This is a genomic window from Geodermatophilus tzadiensis, from assembly GCF_003002915.1.
In the GTDB taxonomy this organism is placed as follows: Bacteria; Actinomycetota; Actinomycetes; order Mycobacteriales; family Geodermatophilaceae; genus Geodermatophilus; species Geodermatophilus tzadiensis.
Window position 1 is genome coordinate 106,730 of record NZ_PVTG01000018.1, and the last position, 15,538, is coordinate 122,267.

Consider the following 15,538-nt stretch of genomic DNA (forward strand, 5'->3'; position numbering starts at 1 on the left):
CGCCGCGCGATGGGTCAGGCGGCCTCGTCGGCGGCCCAGGCGGGTGCCGGACCCAGGCCGAGGCGCCAGCGGGCCGCCTGCTCCGACGGACTGTAGGAGCCCAGGGCCAGGCGGAGCCCGCGCAGCTGCAGCCGGGTGGCCGTGACCTGCCCGGTGCCGCCGCGGCCGCGGCCGGGGACCCCCGCGCAGCCGGCGAGCGTGGGCGACACCAGGTGGGCCGCCGCCCCGGACAGCCCGCGGTAGAACACCCGCTCGGGCGGGCTGAGCCCCGGCGGGGCGGCGAGGAACGCGCGCAGGTCGTCGGGGACCGGCGCCAGCTCACCGCGGTGGGCCGCGAGCGCCTCGGCCAGCTCGGCGGTGGTGCCCGGCAGGTCGGTGGCGCCCAGCTCCCGCGCGGTGCGGGCCCACTCGCCGACGTAGACGTCGGGCCAGCCGCGACCGAAGTGCCCGGTGAGATCCTGGCCGACGGCTTGCTGGGCGGCCAGGAACGCGTCGGTGAAGGCCAGGTGCACCCACCGCAGGAGCGCCGGGTCGGACGCCGAGTAGGCACGTCCCCGCGCTCGGCCGCGCACCCGCTCGTGCATCCCGCGGACGCGGGCCGCCTCCCGCTCGGCCAGCTCGGCCGAGCCGAAGGTGCTCACCACCAGCCAACGGGCGGTGCCGGCCAGCCGCTTCCAGGGGTCCTCGCGGTAGGCCGAGTGCCGCTGGACGCCGGCCAGGGCGAGCGGGTGCGCCGCCTGGCCCAGCAGCGCGGCGACCCCGCCGACGAGGGTGGACAGGTCGCCGTGCACCCGCCAGACCACGCCGTCGGGCTCGAACCAGCCCGGGCCGGTGCCGACCCGGGCGATGTCGCGGACCCAGTCGGGTGCGCCGGTCGGGTCGCCGGAGACGCGGGCACGGAAGGCGCGCCGGGCCGCCTCGGGCAGGGCGGTCAGGACACGCACCCCGCCGAGCCTGCCAGCCCGGACCCCTCCCGGCCCGTCGGAGCCGTGAGTCGACCGTGTGCGCTCGTCCTGCGTCGCCGGGATCGGTGGACGGCGAGCGGGTGCGCCCAGGCCCCGGTCGCCGCACCGGAACAGGGCACCGGCGCACACGCCTGGGCCCGGGACGCGAACGAGCCCGCCCCCGGGGTCGGGGACGGGCTCGCTGCGACGGCGTCAGTGCGTCAGGCGGACTTCTCGCGGCGCTCGCGGCTGGGCTTGCGCGGCACGATGGTGGGGTTGACGTGCTCCAGCACGACCTCCTTGGTGATCACCACGGAGGCGACGTCCTCGCGGCTGGGCACCTCGTACATCACCGACTGCAGCACCTCCTCCATGATCGCCCGGAGCCCGCGGGCGCCGGTGCCGCGGAGGATGGCCTGGTCGGCGATCGCCTCGAGGGCGTCGTCGGTGAACTCCAGCTCCACCCCGTCGAGCTCGAACAGCCGCCGGTACTGGCGCACCAGGGCGTTCTTCGGCTCGGTGAGGATGCTGATCAGCGCCTCGCGGTCGAGGGCCTGCACGCTGGTGATCACCGGCAGGCGGCCGATGAACTCGGGGATCATCCCGAACTTCAGCAGGTCCTCGGGCATGACCTCGGCGAACGCGCTGGAGGCCTCGATCTCCTTCTTGCCGCGGATCTCCGCGCCGAAGCCGATCCCCTGCTTGCCGACCCGCTGCTCGATGACCTTCTCCAGGCCCGCGAAGGCACCGCCCACGATGAACAGCACGTTCGTCGTGTCGATCTGGATGAACTCCTGGTGCGGGTGCTTGCGGCCACCCTGCGGCGGCACCGACGCCGTCGTCCCCTCGAGGATCTTCAGCAGCGCCTGCTGCACGCCCTCGCCGGAGACGTCCCGGGTGATCGACGGGTTCTCGCTCTTGCGGGCGATCTTGTCGACCTCGTCGATGTAGATGATCCCGGTCTCGGCGCGCTTGACGTCGTAGTCGGCGGCCTGGATCAGCTTGAGCAGGATGTTCTCGACGTCCTCGCCGACGTAGCCGGCCTCGGTCAGCGCCGTGGCGTCGGCGATGGCGAACGGGACGTTGAGCATCCGGGCCAGGGTCTGCGCCAGGTGGGTCTTGCCGCACCCGGTCGGGCCCATCAGCAGGATGTTGGACTTCGCCAGCTCCACCGACTCGTCGCGGCTGCCGCGCTCACCGCCGGCCTGCACCCGCTTGTAGTGGTTGTAGACGGCGACGGCGAGGGTCCGCTTGGCCTTCTCCTGGCCGATGACGTACTGCTCGAGGAAGTCGTGGATCTCCTTGGGCTTCGGCAGCTCGTCGAACTTGAGGTCCGACGACTCCGAGAGCTCCTCCTCGATGATCTCGTTGCAGAGGTCGATGCACTCGTCGCAGATGTAGACCCCGGGGCCAGCGATGAGCTTCTTGACCTGCTTCTGGCTCTTGCCGCAGAACGAGCACTTGAGCAGGTCACCGCTCTCACCGATTCGTGCCACCTGCTGACCTCCACCTCGGGGGAACCAGGTCCTGCCTGGAACGGACCTGCGGATGATGTGTCGCTGACGTTGCCCGTGCTCGGCCCCGCTGGAGGCGGGTGCCGCGAGGGGTGACCTCCCGGCGCTGCCAACCGGGGATCGGGCGCTCGCCGACGGTACCTGCCGCCACCGGCGCCGCGGGACTGCGACGCCCCGGTGCGCCGGGGTGGGTCGACTCGCTCGTCACTCCCGGCACTGCACCCCGAACGGTACGGGTCAGAGGCGCGACACGCGCGACTCTCGGCCGTACCGTTCGGGGATCCTGCGGTCGGTCAGACCGGGAGCGCGTTGAGCTTCCGGCTCTGGATCACCTGGTCGACGATGCCGTACTCCTTGGCCTCGTTCGCGGTGAGGATCTTGTCGCGGTCGATGTCGGTGCGGACCTGGTCCACCGACCGGCCGGTGTGCCGCGCGAGGATCTCCTCCATCTGCGCCCGCACCCGCTGGATCTCCGCGGCGTGGATCTCCAGGTCGGAGACCTGGCCGCCGGCCTCGCCGGAAGGCTGGTGGATGAGCACCCGCGAGTACGGCAGCGCCAGGCGCTTGCCCGGGGTCCCGGCCGCGAGCAGGACGGCCGCGGCGGAGGCCGCCTGGCCCATGCAGACGGTCTGGATGTCGGGCCGGACGAACATCATCGTGTCGTAGATGGCCATCAGCGACGTGAACGAGCCACCGGGCGAGTTGATGTAGATGGTGATGTCGCGGTCGGGGTCGGCCGACTCCAGCGTGATGAGCTGGGCCATCACGTCGTTGGCCGACGCGTCGTCGATCTGCACCCCGAGGAAGATGATGCGCTCCTCGAAGAGCTTGTTGTACGGGTTGGACTCCTTCATGCCGTAGCTGGTCCGCTCCACGAAGGAGGGCAGCACGTAACGGCTGGAGGGCATCTGGGAGCTCATGGCGGTTCTCCTCGCGGCCGTCAGTTGTCGGTGACCGGGTTGGTGCTGTCGGTCATGGCGGCACGGCTGACGACGTGGTCGACGAAGCCGTACTCGAGGGCCTCCTGCGCGGTGAACCACCGGTCGCGGTCGGAGTCCCGCTCGATCTGCTCGATCGGCTGCCCGGTGTGGAACGACTGCAGCTCGTTGAGCTCCCGCTTGGTGCGGCGGAACAGGTCGGCCTGGATGGCGATGTCCGCGGCGGTGCCGCCGACGCCGGCCGAGGGCTGGTGCATCATGATCCGCGCGTGCGGCAGGGCGTAGCGCTTGCCCTTGGTGCCGGCGGTGAGCAGGAACTGGCCCATGGAGGCGGCCAGGCCCATGCCGTAGGTGGCGACGTCGCAGTCGATGAACTGCATCGTGTCGTAGATGGCCATGCCGGCGCTGACCGAGCCGCCGGGCGAGTTGATGTACAGGTGGATGTCCTGCTTGGGGTCCTCGGCGGAAAGCAGGAGCATCTGGGCGGCGAGCTGGTTGGCGATGACGTCGTCGACCTGGGTGCCCAGGAAGATGATCCGCTCGCGCAGCAGGCGCTCGTAGACCGAGTCGTTGAGGTTCATCCCCCCGCCGCCGCCCCGCATGAGCGGGGAGATCGACGGGTTCGGGTCGGTGCTCACGGGTGTGGTGACCTCCGTTGGACGGGGAAGCAGTCGGTCTCGTTGGGCGGGCTCGTGGGAGCGGGACCGGGGAGCCCGGACGGGCCCTACCCCCGGCGTCCACCCCGAGTCACGTCGACCCTAACGCGCACCCCCGGGCCCGGAGTCCCGGCGCGGGGCCTGTTCGCCGACGGCGCAGCGCGGCGCCCGCAGGACGACGGACGCCGCCCTCCCCCGCTGCTGCGGGCGAGGACGGCGTCCAGTCGTGGGTGGCCCCGTCCCGAGGCTCACCCCGAGCGTGCTCGGGCTGAGGAGGACGGGGTCCTTCGTCAGCCCTTGGCGACGTCCCCGCTGTCCTCGGTGGCACCCTCCGCGGCCTCGACGGCGACGGCGGTCTCCACCTCGGCGTCAGGTGCCTCGTCCTCGGCAGCGGCGTCGTCCCCCTCGGCGGCGGCGTCCTCGGCCGGGACGGTGCGCGGGCGCAGCGCCTCCAGGTCGACGACGTTGCCGGAGGCGTCGGTGATCGTCGTCTGCTCGAGCAGCTGGGCCAGGGCCTTGGTACGGCGGACGTCGGCGACGAACTCGGCGATGTTGCCGCCCTGCTGCAGCTGCTGGGCGTACTGCTCCGGGCTCATCCGGTTGCGCGAGGCCTGGGCCATGATCTGCGCGGAGAGGTCGTCGTTGTCGACGGTGATCTCCCGGGCGTCGGCGACGGCGTCGAGCACGAACTGGGTGCGCACCGCCTCCTCGATCTGGGTGCGCTGCTCGGCCTCGTAGGCCTCGCGGCTCTCCGAGCCGGTCATCAACACGAACGCGTCCCAGTCCATGCCGGCCTGCTGCAGCTCGTTCTGCAGCGCCTGGTTGCGGTACTCGATCTCGCGGTCGACGAGGCCGTCGGGGATCGGCACCTCGGTGGCGGCCAGCAGGTGCTCGACCAGCTTGTCGCGCGCCTGGGCGCCCTGCTGCATGACCTTCACGCGCGAGAGCCGGGTGCGGACGTCGTCGCGGAGCTCCGCCAGGGTGTCGAACTCGCTGGCGGTGGAGGCGAACTCGTCGTCCAGCTCCGGCAGCTCCTTGGCCTTGACCGAGCGGACGGTCACGGTGACCTGCGCCTGCTCGCCGGCGTGCGGGCCCTGCTGCAGCGCGGTCTCGAAGGTCGCCGACTCGTCGGCCGACAGCCCGCGGACGGCGTCGTCGAGGCCCTCCATGAGCGAGCCGGAGCCGACCTCGTAGGACATGCCGCTGGTGCTGCCGTCCTCGAGCACCTCGTCGCCGACGCGGGCCTCGAGGTCGATGGAGACGAAGTCGCCGTCCTCGGCGGCGCGGTCGACGCCGGTCAGCATCGAGAACCGCTCGCGCATGACCGAGACCTGCTGGTCGATCTCCTCGTCGGTGACCTCGACGTCGTCGACGGTCACGGCGAGGTCGTCGAGGGAGGGCAGCTCGACCTTGGGGACGACGTCGACCTCGGCGGTGAAGGCGAGGGTGTCGTTGTCGTCGAGGCGGGTGACCTCGATGTCGGGCTGGCCGAGCACGCGGACGGAGTTCTCGCGGACGACCTCGGAGTAGACCTCGGGGATCGCGTGCTGCACGACCTGCTCGAGGACGACGGGGCGGCCGATGCGCTGGTCGAGGACGCGGTTGGGCACCTTGCCGGGGCGGAACCCGGGGACGCGGACCTGGCGGCCGAGCTCCTTGTAGACCTCACCGAAGGCGTGGTCCAGGTCCCCCCACGGCACCTCGATCGCCATCCGGACCCGCGTGGGGCCCAGTTCCTCGATGGTGCTCTTCACAGCGGCAGTGCTCCTCGGTAGACAGACGGGGACGGGCGCCGGGCAGGGACGACGCCGGGTCGGCCCCCGAGTCTAGAGACGCCGCGCGCGGGGTCGGGGTGGCGGGATTCGAACCCACGGCCCCCCGCTCCCAAAGCGGGTGCGCTACCAAGCTGCGCCACACCCCGTGGCGGTCCGAGTCTAGGCGTGCACCGCCGGACGGCGTCCGGCCCACGGGGCTGCCGCCTCCAGGGCGGCGGCCACCCGGACCAGCAGGTCCTCCCGGCCGACGGCGGCGGCGAGCTGCACGCCGACGGGCAGGCCGGCGTCGGTGGTGTGCAGGGGCAGGCTGACGGCGGGCTGGCCGGTGACGTTGAACTGCGCGGTCCAGGGGATGAAGGAGCCGATGCGGCGCCCCTCCTCGCGCGGGCCGGCGGCGGTGAACCAGCCGAGCTCCGGCGGCGGGGCGGCGACGGTCGGGGTGACCAGCAGGTCGAAGCCCTCGCCGCCGTCGTCGGCGGGTGTCCAGAAGGCGGCCATCCGGCGCGACCAGGAGCCCAGCCGCGCGCGGGCGAGGAGGTACTCGGGGGCGGTCATCCGGTTGCCGAGGGCGCGGTAGTGGACGTTGCGCGGCTCGAGCTCGTCGTCGGTGATGTCGCGGCCGAGCACGCGCTCGTGGTCGGCGAGGGTGCGGGCGACGTCGGCGGCGATGGTGGCGTTGAAGTCGCGCTGGAACTGCTCGTCGAAGAAGACGGCGGGGGCGGCCTCCGCCACGACGCAGCCGAGGTCCTCGAGCAGCCGGCCGGCCGCGGCGACGGCGGCGCGGCACGCGGGGTCGTCGAGCCCGCGCCCCTCGGGCAGGGAGGCGAGCAGGCCCACGCGCAGCCGGCCGACGGGTGCGCCGACCTCCTCGCGCAGGGGGCGCGGCAGCGGCGGGGCACTGTAGGGGTCGCCGGGCATCGGCCAGCTGATGACGTCGAGGACGGCGGCGGCGTCGCGGACGGTGCGGGTGACGACACCGTCGATGGTGGCGCCGGCCCAGCCCTCCGCGACACTGGGCCCCTGACTGACGCGGGCGCGGGTGGGCTTGAGGCCGACCAGGCCGCACTCGCCGGCGGGGATGCGGATGGAGCCGCCGCCGTCGCTGGCGTGCGCGACCGGCACCATGCCGGCCGCCACGGCGGCGGCCGACCCGCCGCTGGAGCCGCCGGTGGAGCGGGTGGGGTCCCAGGGGTTGCGGGCGGGGGCGTTGGCGGCGGGCTCGGTGGTGACCGTGGTGCCGAGCTCGGGGACGTTGGTGCGGCCGAGGACGACGAAGCCGGCCCTGCGGAAGGCGTTGGCGAGGTGGCTGTCGCGGCGCCAGCGGATGCGCGCCGCCTGGAGCGGGGCCAGCCCGTAGGCGGTCTCCTCCCCCGCCATGTGCGCGCCCATGTCCTTGAGCAGCAGCGGCACGCCGCGGAACGGGCCGTCGGGCAGGTCGCTCTTGGCCTCTTCCCTCGCTGCGTCGAACCGGTCGCGGATGACCGCGTCGAGCTGCGGGTTCGTCTGCTCGATGCGGGCGATCGCGGCGTCGACGAGCTCGGCCGGGCTGGCCTCCCCGCGGCGGACGAGGTCGGCGGAGGCGGTGGCGTCCAGCCACGTGGCGTCGGTCACGCGCGGACGCTATCGACCGGGCCGCTACGCTGGGCGGGTACCTCGCGGGTGTAGCTCAATGGCAGAGCCCCAGCCTTCCAAGCTGGCCATGCCGGTTCGATCCCGGTCACCCGCTCCATGTAAAACCGCAGGTCAAACTGCCTGCTAGGGCAACTGGAGAAGGTCCGGAGGACCCTTCGGAAGGCCCGATATGACCCCTGTTGACCCCTGTTTTCCGCCTCATTGGTCATGTTGTGGTCACGCCAGGCGGCTCATACGGCGAGGTTGCAGCCTTGTGTCAGTCCCCTGGGGCCGCGTGACCGCACTGTGGTCACGCGGTGAGCTCGAGTCCGTGCCGAGCGGCGATCCGTCGTGCAATGTCCTCCACTGGCACTGCCAGCCGCTCGGCCGCTGCCCGGCTGTAGATGACGAGGGCGAGGACGGCGTACTGCCACAGCGGGGTCTGCCACCAGCCGGCGTTGTTCAGGAGATCGGGCTGCAGGCCGCCGCGGACGCAGGCGGCTGCGTAGAGGGCGTAATGACTGTTGCGGTGCTCGACGCGGCCGCGGAACGTCACCTCAGGTAGGTGGCGATCCCGAAGTCCCTCGTACTGCAGCGGCTCAGCCCCGACCGGACAGGCCAAGTCGAGCGTGGTGACGGCGAGCTCGAGCAGCGCGACGTCGGGAACGAACCGGTACGGCGCATCAGTTGAGGCTAGGGCTGCCAGGATGTCGATTGCGTCGTCACCGCGGGCCAATCCCGAGAGCACGGCGCTCTGGGCACCGCGACAGAGGACGTCCACATCGATTGGCTCGCGCTTAGGCACGCCGACCCTGTCGTCACGGCGAGGGTCCCGCATAACGCGCTGCCGCCAACTGCGAGAGGGTTGCCCGCCGAGCAGTCTCACGTACGACGGCGAGCTGCAGCAGATGGCCGGCCCGCACACTGCCAGGTCGACCTGACGGCGTTCGCCGGCGTCTGCCAAAGTGCGAAAAGGCCTGGTGAGCAGGGGGTTTACCATGTCGCCAAATGATGGCGAACAAGTGCGAACCAAGATCCATCGAGCCCGACTGCAACCAGAACTGCAACCACGAACGCCGATCGCTGGCGCGGGTCACGTCTGACAACAGCAGTCGGCGGAGCGCCGCAGGGGGCTGAAATCGCCGACCGCGGGGCACTGGCGGCGCAAGCGTGACGGCGCGCTCCCGGCGGCCGGCGGAGTGATGACCTTGGGCGGTTCAACACCCCGGCTTGCGTTCGGCGAAGCCGGCGATTGGGCTCTCGTGCGATGCACGGTCTTCCCAGTCCGATCGGCCATTAGGAGCCAACTGTCCGCAACTGCTACTCGTCTTGTCCGGCGTTGACCCGCTGCCGCGGCTGATCACTGACCTCGTCGCTCTCAACGAACAGGTCACGAGCGTGATGGCTTCCGTTCGCCACGACGAGGTCGAGTAGGAGCGCGGCAGGCGGAAGACGCTGCTGGGGGCACGACGGGCCGAGCGTTTGCCCGGCTGGCCGTAGATCAAGACGCCACGATCTAGGCTCTCGGTCGCCCACCACTACGAGGAGGCGCGCACCGCACGGGGAGGACGGCATGACTTACATCGATGCCCCAAGAGAGACGTTCTTCCTTTCGACCGCTCTCACGGCGGCCGGTTTCAGCCAGTAACAAACTAGGGGACAACAGGCATGGCGAAGGATCCGGGTCAGGTCTTGCTCATGATCAGCGGACCGCTCTCTGATGTGTGGGCCGACGGGAAGGGACCGGCGCGATCGGCCATCGAAAGTGTGTTGAGCCGCAACGGCATAGACCCCGCTGGACTTAAGGCGACGAACAAGCAAGATCTAGTACGCCGTGGCGTCATAGCAGCAGGCCCCGGTGTTCCAGCCATGGAACTGATCGAAGACATCCTCCGGCTCATGCGATCGCGCCAACTCTTCGAGATCGAGAGCGACTCACTCGACTACGCACTCGACAACCTCACCAGGGCTTTCCGCGACATCGGGGGTGATCTGGACCCAGTCGGTAACGTCAGCTGGCCGCCCGAGTTAGAGGAACTTCGCCAACCTGAGTCTTCGGGGGCAGTTATTCGCCGTGGTCCGCCGGGCCGGTCCTCTCGAGGCATCTCAGTTTCGCCGATTCCTCCGCAGATCGCTGCACCCGCTCCTTCACCTACCGTCGAACCCCGAGAGAAGTCAGCCTTGTCAGAGAAGAAGACCATCTTCCTGGTGCACGGAAACAACATTGATGTCCGCAACGACATCGAAACGCAGCTCCACCGTTGGAAGCTCGTTCCCGACACCGAGATCATCGTTCTTGACCGTCAGGCCAATATGGGGCAGACCCTTATAGAGAAGTTTGAGAAGCACGCGGGTGACGCCGGCCTTGCCATCGTGGTCGCAACACCCGACGACGTCGGCCGGAAGAAGACAGCTACCGACGACGAACCCCGGGCTCGCCAAAACGTCATTTACGAGTTGGGTTACTTCAATGGCCTTCTTGGTCGCGCAAGCACCATCGTCATGAACGCAGGCATCACGCAGCCGTCTGACATCGCCGGCTTGGTCTACATCAAGTACGAGCAAGGCGGGTCGTGGGCTTGGGAGCTAGCTCGCGAGCTGAAGGCTCGCCGCTTCCACTCTCCGGACTGGCTGATCTAAGAGGCGACACAGACAGCCACCGGCGCGAGACACCGGACGACTCCCGACTTCGCCCCGCCCACCTGGAGTCGGACCTGTGGTCGACGCCTTCCCCGCTGGGAGGTCTGGGTCACCAAGCAGGTTGACTCAGTAGGCGCCTTCCTACATCGCCAGGGACGTCGTGCTGCGCGTGAAACAGCTTATGAAGGCGGGCGAGCGAGGCATGACCACGGTGATCCGGGTGTCTTCGTCGGCAGCTGGAACTGGTCGTCGTTCGCCCGCTCGAGCGACCAGGCGACGTACTGGCTCTTGACCACGCTGGTCCAAAGGCGCACTTCAGCTGCACCTTGACGTCGGGGTACGCGGACTGATGTCCAGCCTGCTCCGAGCGCAAGCCAGCGGGCGGTCGTGGCGATCAGGATGCCGCCCCGCTCGCGGGGAACCGTGGGCCCTTGGTCGCCACGGTCGCCGCCAACTTCGGGAATGACGTGCTCGGCGGACCACGTCAGACCGCCACCCTGAATGAGCGCCGATGCGGCGGGCCCGCCCGACGGCCTGCCCGCAGGTCTGGACGGCACCCCAGACGCGCTACAGCAGGTCAAGCGCCTGCCGCACCACCGCTGACCCATTCGTCACCCGCTCACCTGCGAAATCTGAACGGGCCAGGACCCATATGTCGGGGTGGCCTGAGATCATTCCCGCGTGGCCTCGGACCCTGCTCCCTTCTCGCCGCTGTTCGACGACAACCCCGCGGTTCAGGACCTCCTAGGGTTCAGGACTGTCGCCGAGGCGGTCGTGCCGGTGATGACCGGCTGAGGACGGTTGGTGCGGCAGCGACAAAACGGACGCGTCTCTACGGCCGAAGCCAGCTGCGCGACAGGCTCTCAGTCCCAGACCTGCTCTTCGCTGCGGTCAGTCCACCGCCCCCACCGCCGACCCGGACGCTACGCCCGAGCCGCCTTGACACATAGGAGCTCATTCCAGGTTCCGAGACTCGTTGTGACGTAAGGGCAGACAGTCGCGCCACCGACCCGCTGCTGCGGCGCACGATCTGCAGCAGCTTGTTGCCCTCGTTGTTGCTGACCGGACGGACCTGCACGCGAGCGACCATCTCTTATATCCTGCGGGGAAGACAGGATTAGATGCACGAAACGGTCCACCTGCTCAGGACCTCAGCGCGGGACCTCGACCGGGGTGTCAGCAACGCGGGCGAAGGTTGGCAGCCGCGGCACTAGCGAGGCTTCTTCCCCTGGATAGCGTCGAGAGCTTCTTGCATCCAGTCCCGCTTCGGCAACGGGCGGAGGAACAACTCCGCACCCGTCGGGAACTCCAGCATGTCTTCACGCTTCGGCAGACGCTCAGACTTCCCACCACCGACAGCCGGGATGAGGGACTGCCCTAGCGCGATCATGCGCTCTGGTGCGCCCTGGTCGCCACCAACTAACAGGTCGATCCGTGTTGTTCGGATCGGCTTGTCCGGGAATGCCGAGGGCGGTCCTGGTTCATGCACGACAGTGAGCGCGTAGCCGCTCCAAGCGGACATCGCTCTAACCGTTGACCACGGGATGTCGAACCGCATCCGGTAGTTCGAGTCCATAGTGGGATACCTGTGCCGCAAGATGACGAGCCTTTGCGACGTCATCACCACGAAGGCCCGCCAGCCCGTCGAATTGAACTTCCACGGATTCACTGCGGCCGGAGCGGCGTCGAGAAGCGGCTCCAGAGGACCGAACTCCGAAGCTAGGTCTCGATGGACCAGGTTGAGCCGCTCGGTGCGGCGCCGCTGCCTCCATCCGGCCAAGCGTCTCTCCACAGCCCCGCTCACTCTCTCGATGCCTCGATGACTTCGGCGCGCCAGGGAACCACGGCCGGAACTGCGACGACCCGCATGACACGCGGCCGCTACCCGGGGCGGTGGGGCAGGTCGGCGCACAAGCTGGCTCATAGCGGGAGCACGTCGAGCCCGTTGATCTTGGCAACGAATTGCATGTTGCCGTCCTGGGTGACGACCGAGACCTGATGGCCGGTCAGCTGCTTCAAAGCGAGCAGACGGTCGATGATCTCGCTGTCCGCGTCGTCCATCCGGCGGTGAGTGAGCGGGTCGAGCAACAGCTCCATTTCCGCTCCCAGAGGTAGCTGGGCCACCTTGGTCGGGTCGGCGATGGTCTGCCGGAGACGCCACGCGCTCGACCGCGCACGCGTCGCGATCTCCACCTCCTCGCGCTTGCCTTCCTTATTCTTGACCTTCACCTTCTTGTAGGTGTGCTTGTGCTTGTCAATCTCCTTGACCACGGTTATCGGCACGATGACTCGCGTCCGAACCCGCCCCGACACGGTGCACCAGTCGATTTCGTCGAAGTAGTCGGCCGTCTGCAGGTAGACGTTGGTGTCGGGGGCGACGAGGGTCAGCTCGCTGCTCCCCCACTGCATCTCAAGCTCTTGGTACTGGCGAAGTAGACGCTCGAAGAGCCGCACACGATCGGTCTGCTCCACGTCAATGAGGTTGTTCAGGTCCCCCGCGGCCGGCGATGCCCATCCCTGCAGCACCCAGTGGCGCGGAGTGAGGACCATCCGCTCGACGTCGGCGGGGTCGAACACGAAGCCGAGCGACCTCGCCGCCTCGTTCGACCACCGCTGGTAGGACTGAAGCCGCTCGCTGCCGGAGTGTCCGGACAGGTTCCGCAAATTCTGGTCGACGGTCTGCAGCGTCAGCAGGACGTTGCTGAGGCCCGAGACGCTCGGGATGAACTCCGGCAGCAGCAACGAGGTCCCCTCTGAGCTGGATTGCTGTCTGGTACGGACTGAGCCAATCACCGGGGTGCGCTCGTCAACCTGTCGGCTACGGCACGGGCCTGCTGACGTACTTCGTCGAGTCCGCTCGGTTCTGCGGGGCCCTGAGGCCGCTTTCAGAGACACCTGGCTCCGCCAACTGTGTCGACCACCGCGACCTTCAGCCGACGCCCGAGAGCTGAGTCCCACGGCCCTATCAAGTGCCCGACGAGTACAAGATCATAGGCCACACACCTCATGCATCGCCGGCCCCCCGGACTCGTGGTAACGAGAAGTCTGGAGGTCACTGAGCAGCCTCGCTGGTATGGCCAGCAAGGGGACGGCGGACTATCGAAGGCGACGCGCAGAAGCCGAGTTGCGCCGGCGAGCGAAGGCGGAACGGACGGCGCGCGTATCGCGGCGAACTGAGGCAGACGTCGAGGACAAACACTCCCCCGAACGCCGGGCCGCGGCCACCGCCTGCGCCTGGTGCGGCGGCCCCATCATCGCGCGCAGCCGCGGCCCGATCCCGAAGTGGTGCTCGGCCACCTGCCGGCACCGCGCCTGGGAGCAGACCCGGGCCGCCGCCTCCGGGCGCTCCGCCGTCGATGTGGTCGAGCGGCTCGTCGAGGTCGCGGTCCCCGTGACGCCGACTCGTCGTGACTGGCTGCCGTTGCTCAGCGCGCTCGCCAGCCAGCTAGACGACGGCCGCATCTACGACCGTGACCTCCCAGACCTCTCGGACGCCCTCGGCGCGGTCTTGGCGGCGTACCGCCGCCGCGAGTACGTCCGCAGTGGATCAATCGACTACCAGCGCCAGGTCCGTGCCCGGCAGCAAGCCCGCCACCATGTCCCGACCTTTAGGTCTCAGCCCCTCGGACCAGCCTGAGCCGACTCGTCACAACGAGTCCGACCACCCATAGGTGCAAGACGTGTGTCGGCTCGCGATCTTGAAGTCTCCGGTCCCGGTCGAGAGGTCGGAGGCTGCCGGGGGCACCGAGGCCGGGGCCACCGGGGCTCCCAGTGCGACTGCAGGAGCGGAAGCCGGCTAGAGATGCCCTCGAAGGCGCCACTGGGATGCCGTCGGTCGCCCTCTGGCTCGGCTGGCTCCCACGGGGTGGCGACGTGCTTCTAGCGGCGGACGGGAATTGCGATACTTGGAGCAGCCTGGCGCCATGCCCCGCCGGAGGAAGCGGGCGACGACGTCCAAGAGGCCGAGGCAAGTCAGTTCTACGACTCGCTCCTGGGAAGTGTGTAGGCGAACCTGCGAGCGCTAAGGGCCTCCTCTGTGGGCGACCAGTCAGTCCAGACGCGCCGACGGCCACCAGTCGTCATTACCGCTCCGGTGTCCTTGTCCCGCGTGATCTTGATGCCGTCCACGACGATGAGGTCTGCGTTGGCGAAGTCTCGGCCATGGTTCACCTCGTTGATGGTGAGCTCGACGGTGTCGATGAGCATCGAGCTGCCCTTGACTTCACAGTGGCGCTCGACTCCAGCCACGGTCACGCGGATGTCGTACGGCTTGCCCAACACGGTCCACTCCGTCGCGCCGAGGTCGTTCTTGTAGTAGTCGACCGCGGCGGCCACCGCGTGATTCTCGATGGCAGCCCGCAGCACCGGGTCCTGCACGCGGGTTGTGCGCCCAGCGGGTGCCTTCTTGCCGGCCGGCTGATAGTCCTCTGGGACGTCGGCGTCCGGGATCTCGACGTCCGCGCCCTGCCTTGCCGACTCGATGCCGGGGATGAGGTTGAAGAGCTCGATGGGGAACTTGACGAAGTAGGCCTGCTGAGTCCGGATCTGGGTTCCGCCGTAGCGGTAGAACGGAAAGTAGACCGGCTCTCCGTACTTCACCGTCAGCGCTGCGTTCAGGTCCATCAGGCCATCAAGCAGGGGGAGCAACGAATCAAGAGTCGGTGGCGTGGCAAACGTCTTCAAGCCGCCCAAAGGTGCCACCCAACCCTCAGACGTTCGCGGGCCGCTCTGGGATCGTCCGACCGTGCCGCGCGGCTGCCAGGTGTACTGCGGAACCGTTGTCGCCGGACCGGTCACCTCGGACCAGCCCACCAGTGCGCGGGTCGCGCCTGACTTCCAGTGCAGCACGCGGTCGCCCGGCTGCACTTGGCTGACCAGGTCGTAGGACCAGACGCCCGCATCCAGCTTCGGTGACTGCAGGTTGGCGCCCAGATCTTCCCGGTGCGTGATCTCCATCCAATAGCGCTGGGCCGGGTCCGAAGTCCACCAAGTGTTGAGCGCCACGGGGGCAGCTTCCTATGAGTCCACCGGCGGGCCGAGCAGGACCCGCCGGACCGCGTCCGCCCGGATAGCGCGGATCCGGACAGGGCATCGCCGTGACATCCGCCGGACTAGTACCTCAACGCAGGACGGAAGACTCCTGTAGGTCTACTGGAGGCTGCTGGCGAGGCTTCCGCCATGACGGCGCACCGGACAACCGAACAACGACACTCCCCCGGCGATCTGCTGCTGACCGTCGCGCAGGCTGGTGAGTACCTCGGGACCAGCGAGCGGTTCATCCGCCGGCTTATCACGGAGCGACGGATCGGTTACGTCAAAGTCGGCAAGTATGTGCGTCTTGAGCGGACGACGCTAGACGCGTTTGTGAAGTGACCCCCGTCAGGCGGACACCTCGTTCTGTGTCAGGTGCATGTTCTCGTAGTCGGCGGGGCTGAGGTTGCCGAGCCGGGAATGCCGGCG

General features: G+C 69.0%; 13 protein-coding genes and 2 tRNA genes. 4 read left to right on the forward strand and 11 right to left on the reverse strand.

Annotation, left to right across the window (positions count from 1 at the left end):
• Window positions 1–14: 14 nt before the first annotated feature.
• The 7 genes from LY71_RS19910 to LY71_RS19940 form a co-directional block, all read right to left on the reverse strand.
• Window positions 15–944: an oxygenase MpaB family protein gene (locus LY71_RS19910; RefSeq protein ID WP_106280986.1), complete on the reverse strand. Its 930-nt coding sequence runs from the start codon at window positions 942–944 to the stop codon at window positions 15–17.
• A gap of 221 nt (window positions 945–1,165) precedes the next feature.
• On the reverse strand, window positions 1,166–2,440 hold the full coding sequence (gene clpX / locus LY71_RS19915; protein WP_106280988.1) for an ATP-dependent Clp protease ATP-binding subunit ClpX: 1,275 nt from the start codon (window positions 2,438–2,440) through the stop codon (window positions 1,166–1,168).
• A 311-nt stretch (window positions 2,441–2,751) separates the two neighbouring features.
• Window positions 2,752–3,378: an ATP-dependent Clp protease proteolytic subunit gene (locus LY71_RS19920; RefSeq protein ID WP_106280989.1), complete on the reverse strand. Its 627-nt coding sequence runs from the start codon at window positions 3,376–3,378 to the stop codon at window positions 2,752–2,754.
• Between the two features lie 20 nt (window positions 3,379–3,398).
• Window positions 3,399–4,034 (reverse strand): ATP-dependent Clp protease proteolytic subunit, encoded by a 636-nt coding sequence (locus LY71_RS19925; RefSeq protein WP_425433036.1) that lies wholly within the window; start codon window positions 4,032–4,034, stop codon window positions 3,399–3,401.
• A gap of 308 nt (window positions 4,035–4,342) precedes the next feature.
• Window positions 4,343–5,806 carry a trigger factor gene (tig, locus tag LY71_RS19930; RefSeq protein WP_106280991.1) on the reverse strand — a complete coding sequence of 488 codons (1,464 nt, stop codon included), beginning with the start codon at window positions 5,804–5,806 and terminating at the stop codon, window positions 4,343–4,345.
• A 93-nt stretch (window positions 5,807–5,899) separates the two neighbouring features.
• A tRNA-Pro gene (locus LY71_RS19935) sits at window positions 5,900–5,973 on the reverse strand.
• A gap of 13 nt (window positions 5,974–5,986) precedes the next feature.
• Window positions 5,987–7,438: an amidase gene (locus LY71_RS19940; RefSeq protein WP_106280994.1), complete on the reverse strand. Its 1,452-nt coding sequence runs from the start codon at window positions 7,436–7,438 to the stop codon at window positions 5,987–5,989.
• A 44-nt stretch (window positions 7,439–7,482) separates the two neighbouring features.
• Between LY71_RS19940 and LY71_RS19945 the strand changes: the two genes are divergently transcribed.
• Window positions 7,483–7,556 (forward strand) — tRNA-Gly (locus LY71_RS19945).
• A gap of 192 nt (window positions 7,557–7,748) precedes the next feature.
• On the opposite strand, the gene LY71_RS19950 is transcribed toward LY71_RS19945, so the two are convergent.
• Entirely contained in the window at window positions 7,749–8,243 is a 495-nt protein-coding gene (locus tag LY71_RS19950; RefSeq protein ID WP_106280996.1) for a hypothetical protein, read from the reverse strand.
• A gap of 863 nt (window positions 8,244–9,106) precedes the next feature.
• Between LY71_RS19950 and LY71_RS19955 the strand changes: the two genes are divergently transcribed.
• Entirely contained in the window at window positions 9,107–10,078 is a 972-nt protein-coding gene (locus tag LY71_RS19955) for a TIR domain-containing protein (RefSeq protein WP_106280998.1), read from the forward strand.
• A 1,210-nt stretch (window positions 10,079–11,288) separates the two neighbouring features.
• On the opposite strand, the gene LY71_RS19960 is transcribed toward LY71_RS19955, so the two are convergent.
• Complete coding sequence (locus tag LY71_RS19960; protein ID WP_146146193.1) at window positions 11,289–11,654, reverse strand: hypothetical protein; 366 nt, start codon at window positions 11,652–11,654, stop codon at window positions 11,289–11,291.
• A gap of 344 nt (window positions 11,655–11,998) precedes the next feature.
• Complete coding sequence (locus LY71_RS19965) at window positions 11,999–12,820, reverse strand: PIN domain-containing protein (RefSeq protein ID WP_146146194.1); 822 nt, start codon at window positions 12,818–12,820, stop codon at window positions 11,999–12,001.
• A gap of 331 nt (window positions 12,821–13,151) precedes the next feature.
• On the opposite strand from LY71_RS19965, the gene LY71_RS23825 reads away from it, so the two are divergent.
• The gene (locus tag LY71_RS23825; protein WP_211297442.1) at window positions 13,152–13,715 is read left to right on the forward strand and encodes a hypothetical protein; all 564 of its coding nucleotides are present in this window, start codon (window positions 13,152–13,154) and stop codon (window positions 13,713–13,715) included.
• A gap of 341 nt (window positions 13,716–14,056) precedes the next feature.
• Here the strand turns inward: LY71_RS23825 and LY71_RS19975 are convergent, their stop codons facing one another.
• A complete protein-coding gene (locus LY71_RS19975) occupies window positions 14,057–15,082 on the reverse strand; it encodes a protein NO VEIN domain-containing protein (RefSeq protein WP_106281005.1) in 1,026 nt (341 codons plus the stop codon).
• 174 nt (window positions 15,083–15,256) lie between these two features.
• Between LY71_RS19975 and LY71_RS19980 the strand changes: the two genes are divergently transcribed.
• Entirely contained in the window at window positions 15,257–15,451 is a 195-nt protein-coding gene (locus LY71_RS19980) for an excisionase family DNA-binding protein (RefSeq protein WP_106281007.1), read from the forward strand.
• Window positions 15,452–15,538 lie beyond the last annotated feature (87 nt).

Bases quoted from the DNA above. Each gene is read 5' to 3' on its own strand.
- LY71_RS19920 (WP_106280989.1), bottom strand. From the start codon at position 3,378: ATGAGCTCCCAGATGCCCTCCAGCCGTTACGTGCTGCCCTCCTTCGTG.
- LY71_RS19955 (WP_106280998.1), top strand. From the start codon at position 9,107: ATGGCGAAGGATCCGGGTCAGGTCTTGCTCATGATCAGCGGACCGCTC.
- LY71_RS19960 (WP_146146193.1), bottom strand. From the start codon at position 11,654: ATGGACTCGAACTACCGGATGCGGTTCGACATCCCGTGGTCAACGGTT.
- LY71_RS23825 (WP_211297442.1), top strand. From the start codon at position 13,152: ATGGCCAGCAAGGGGACGGCGGACTATCGAAGGCGACGCGCAGAAGCC.
- LY71_RS19980 (WP_106281007.1), top strand. From the start codon at position 15,257: ATGACGGCGCACCGGACAACCGAACAACGACACTCCCCCGGCGATCTG.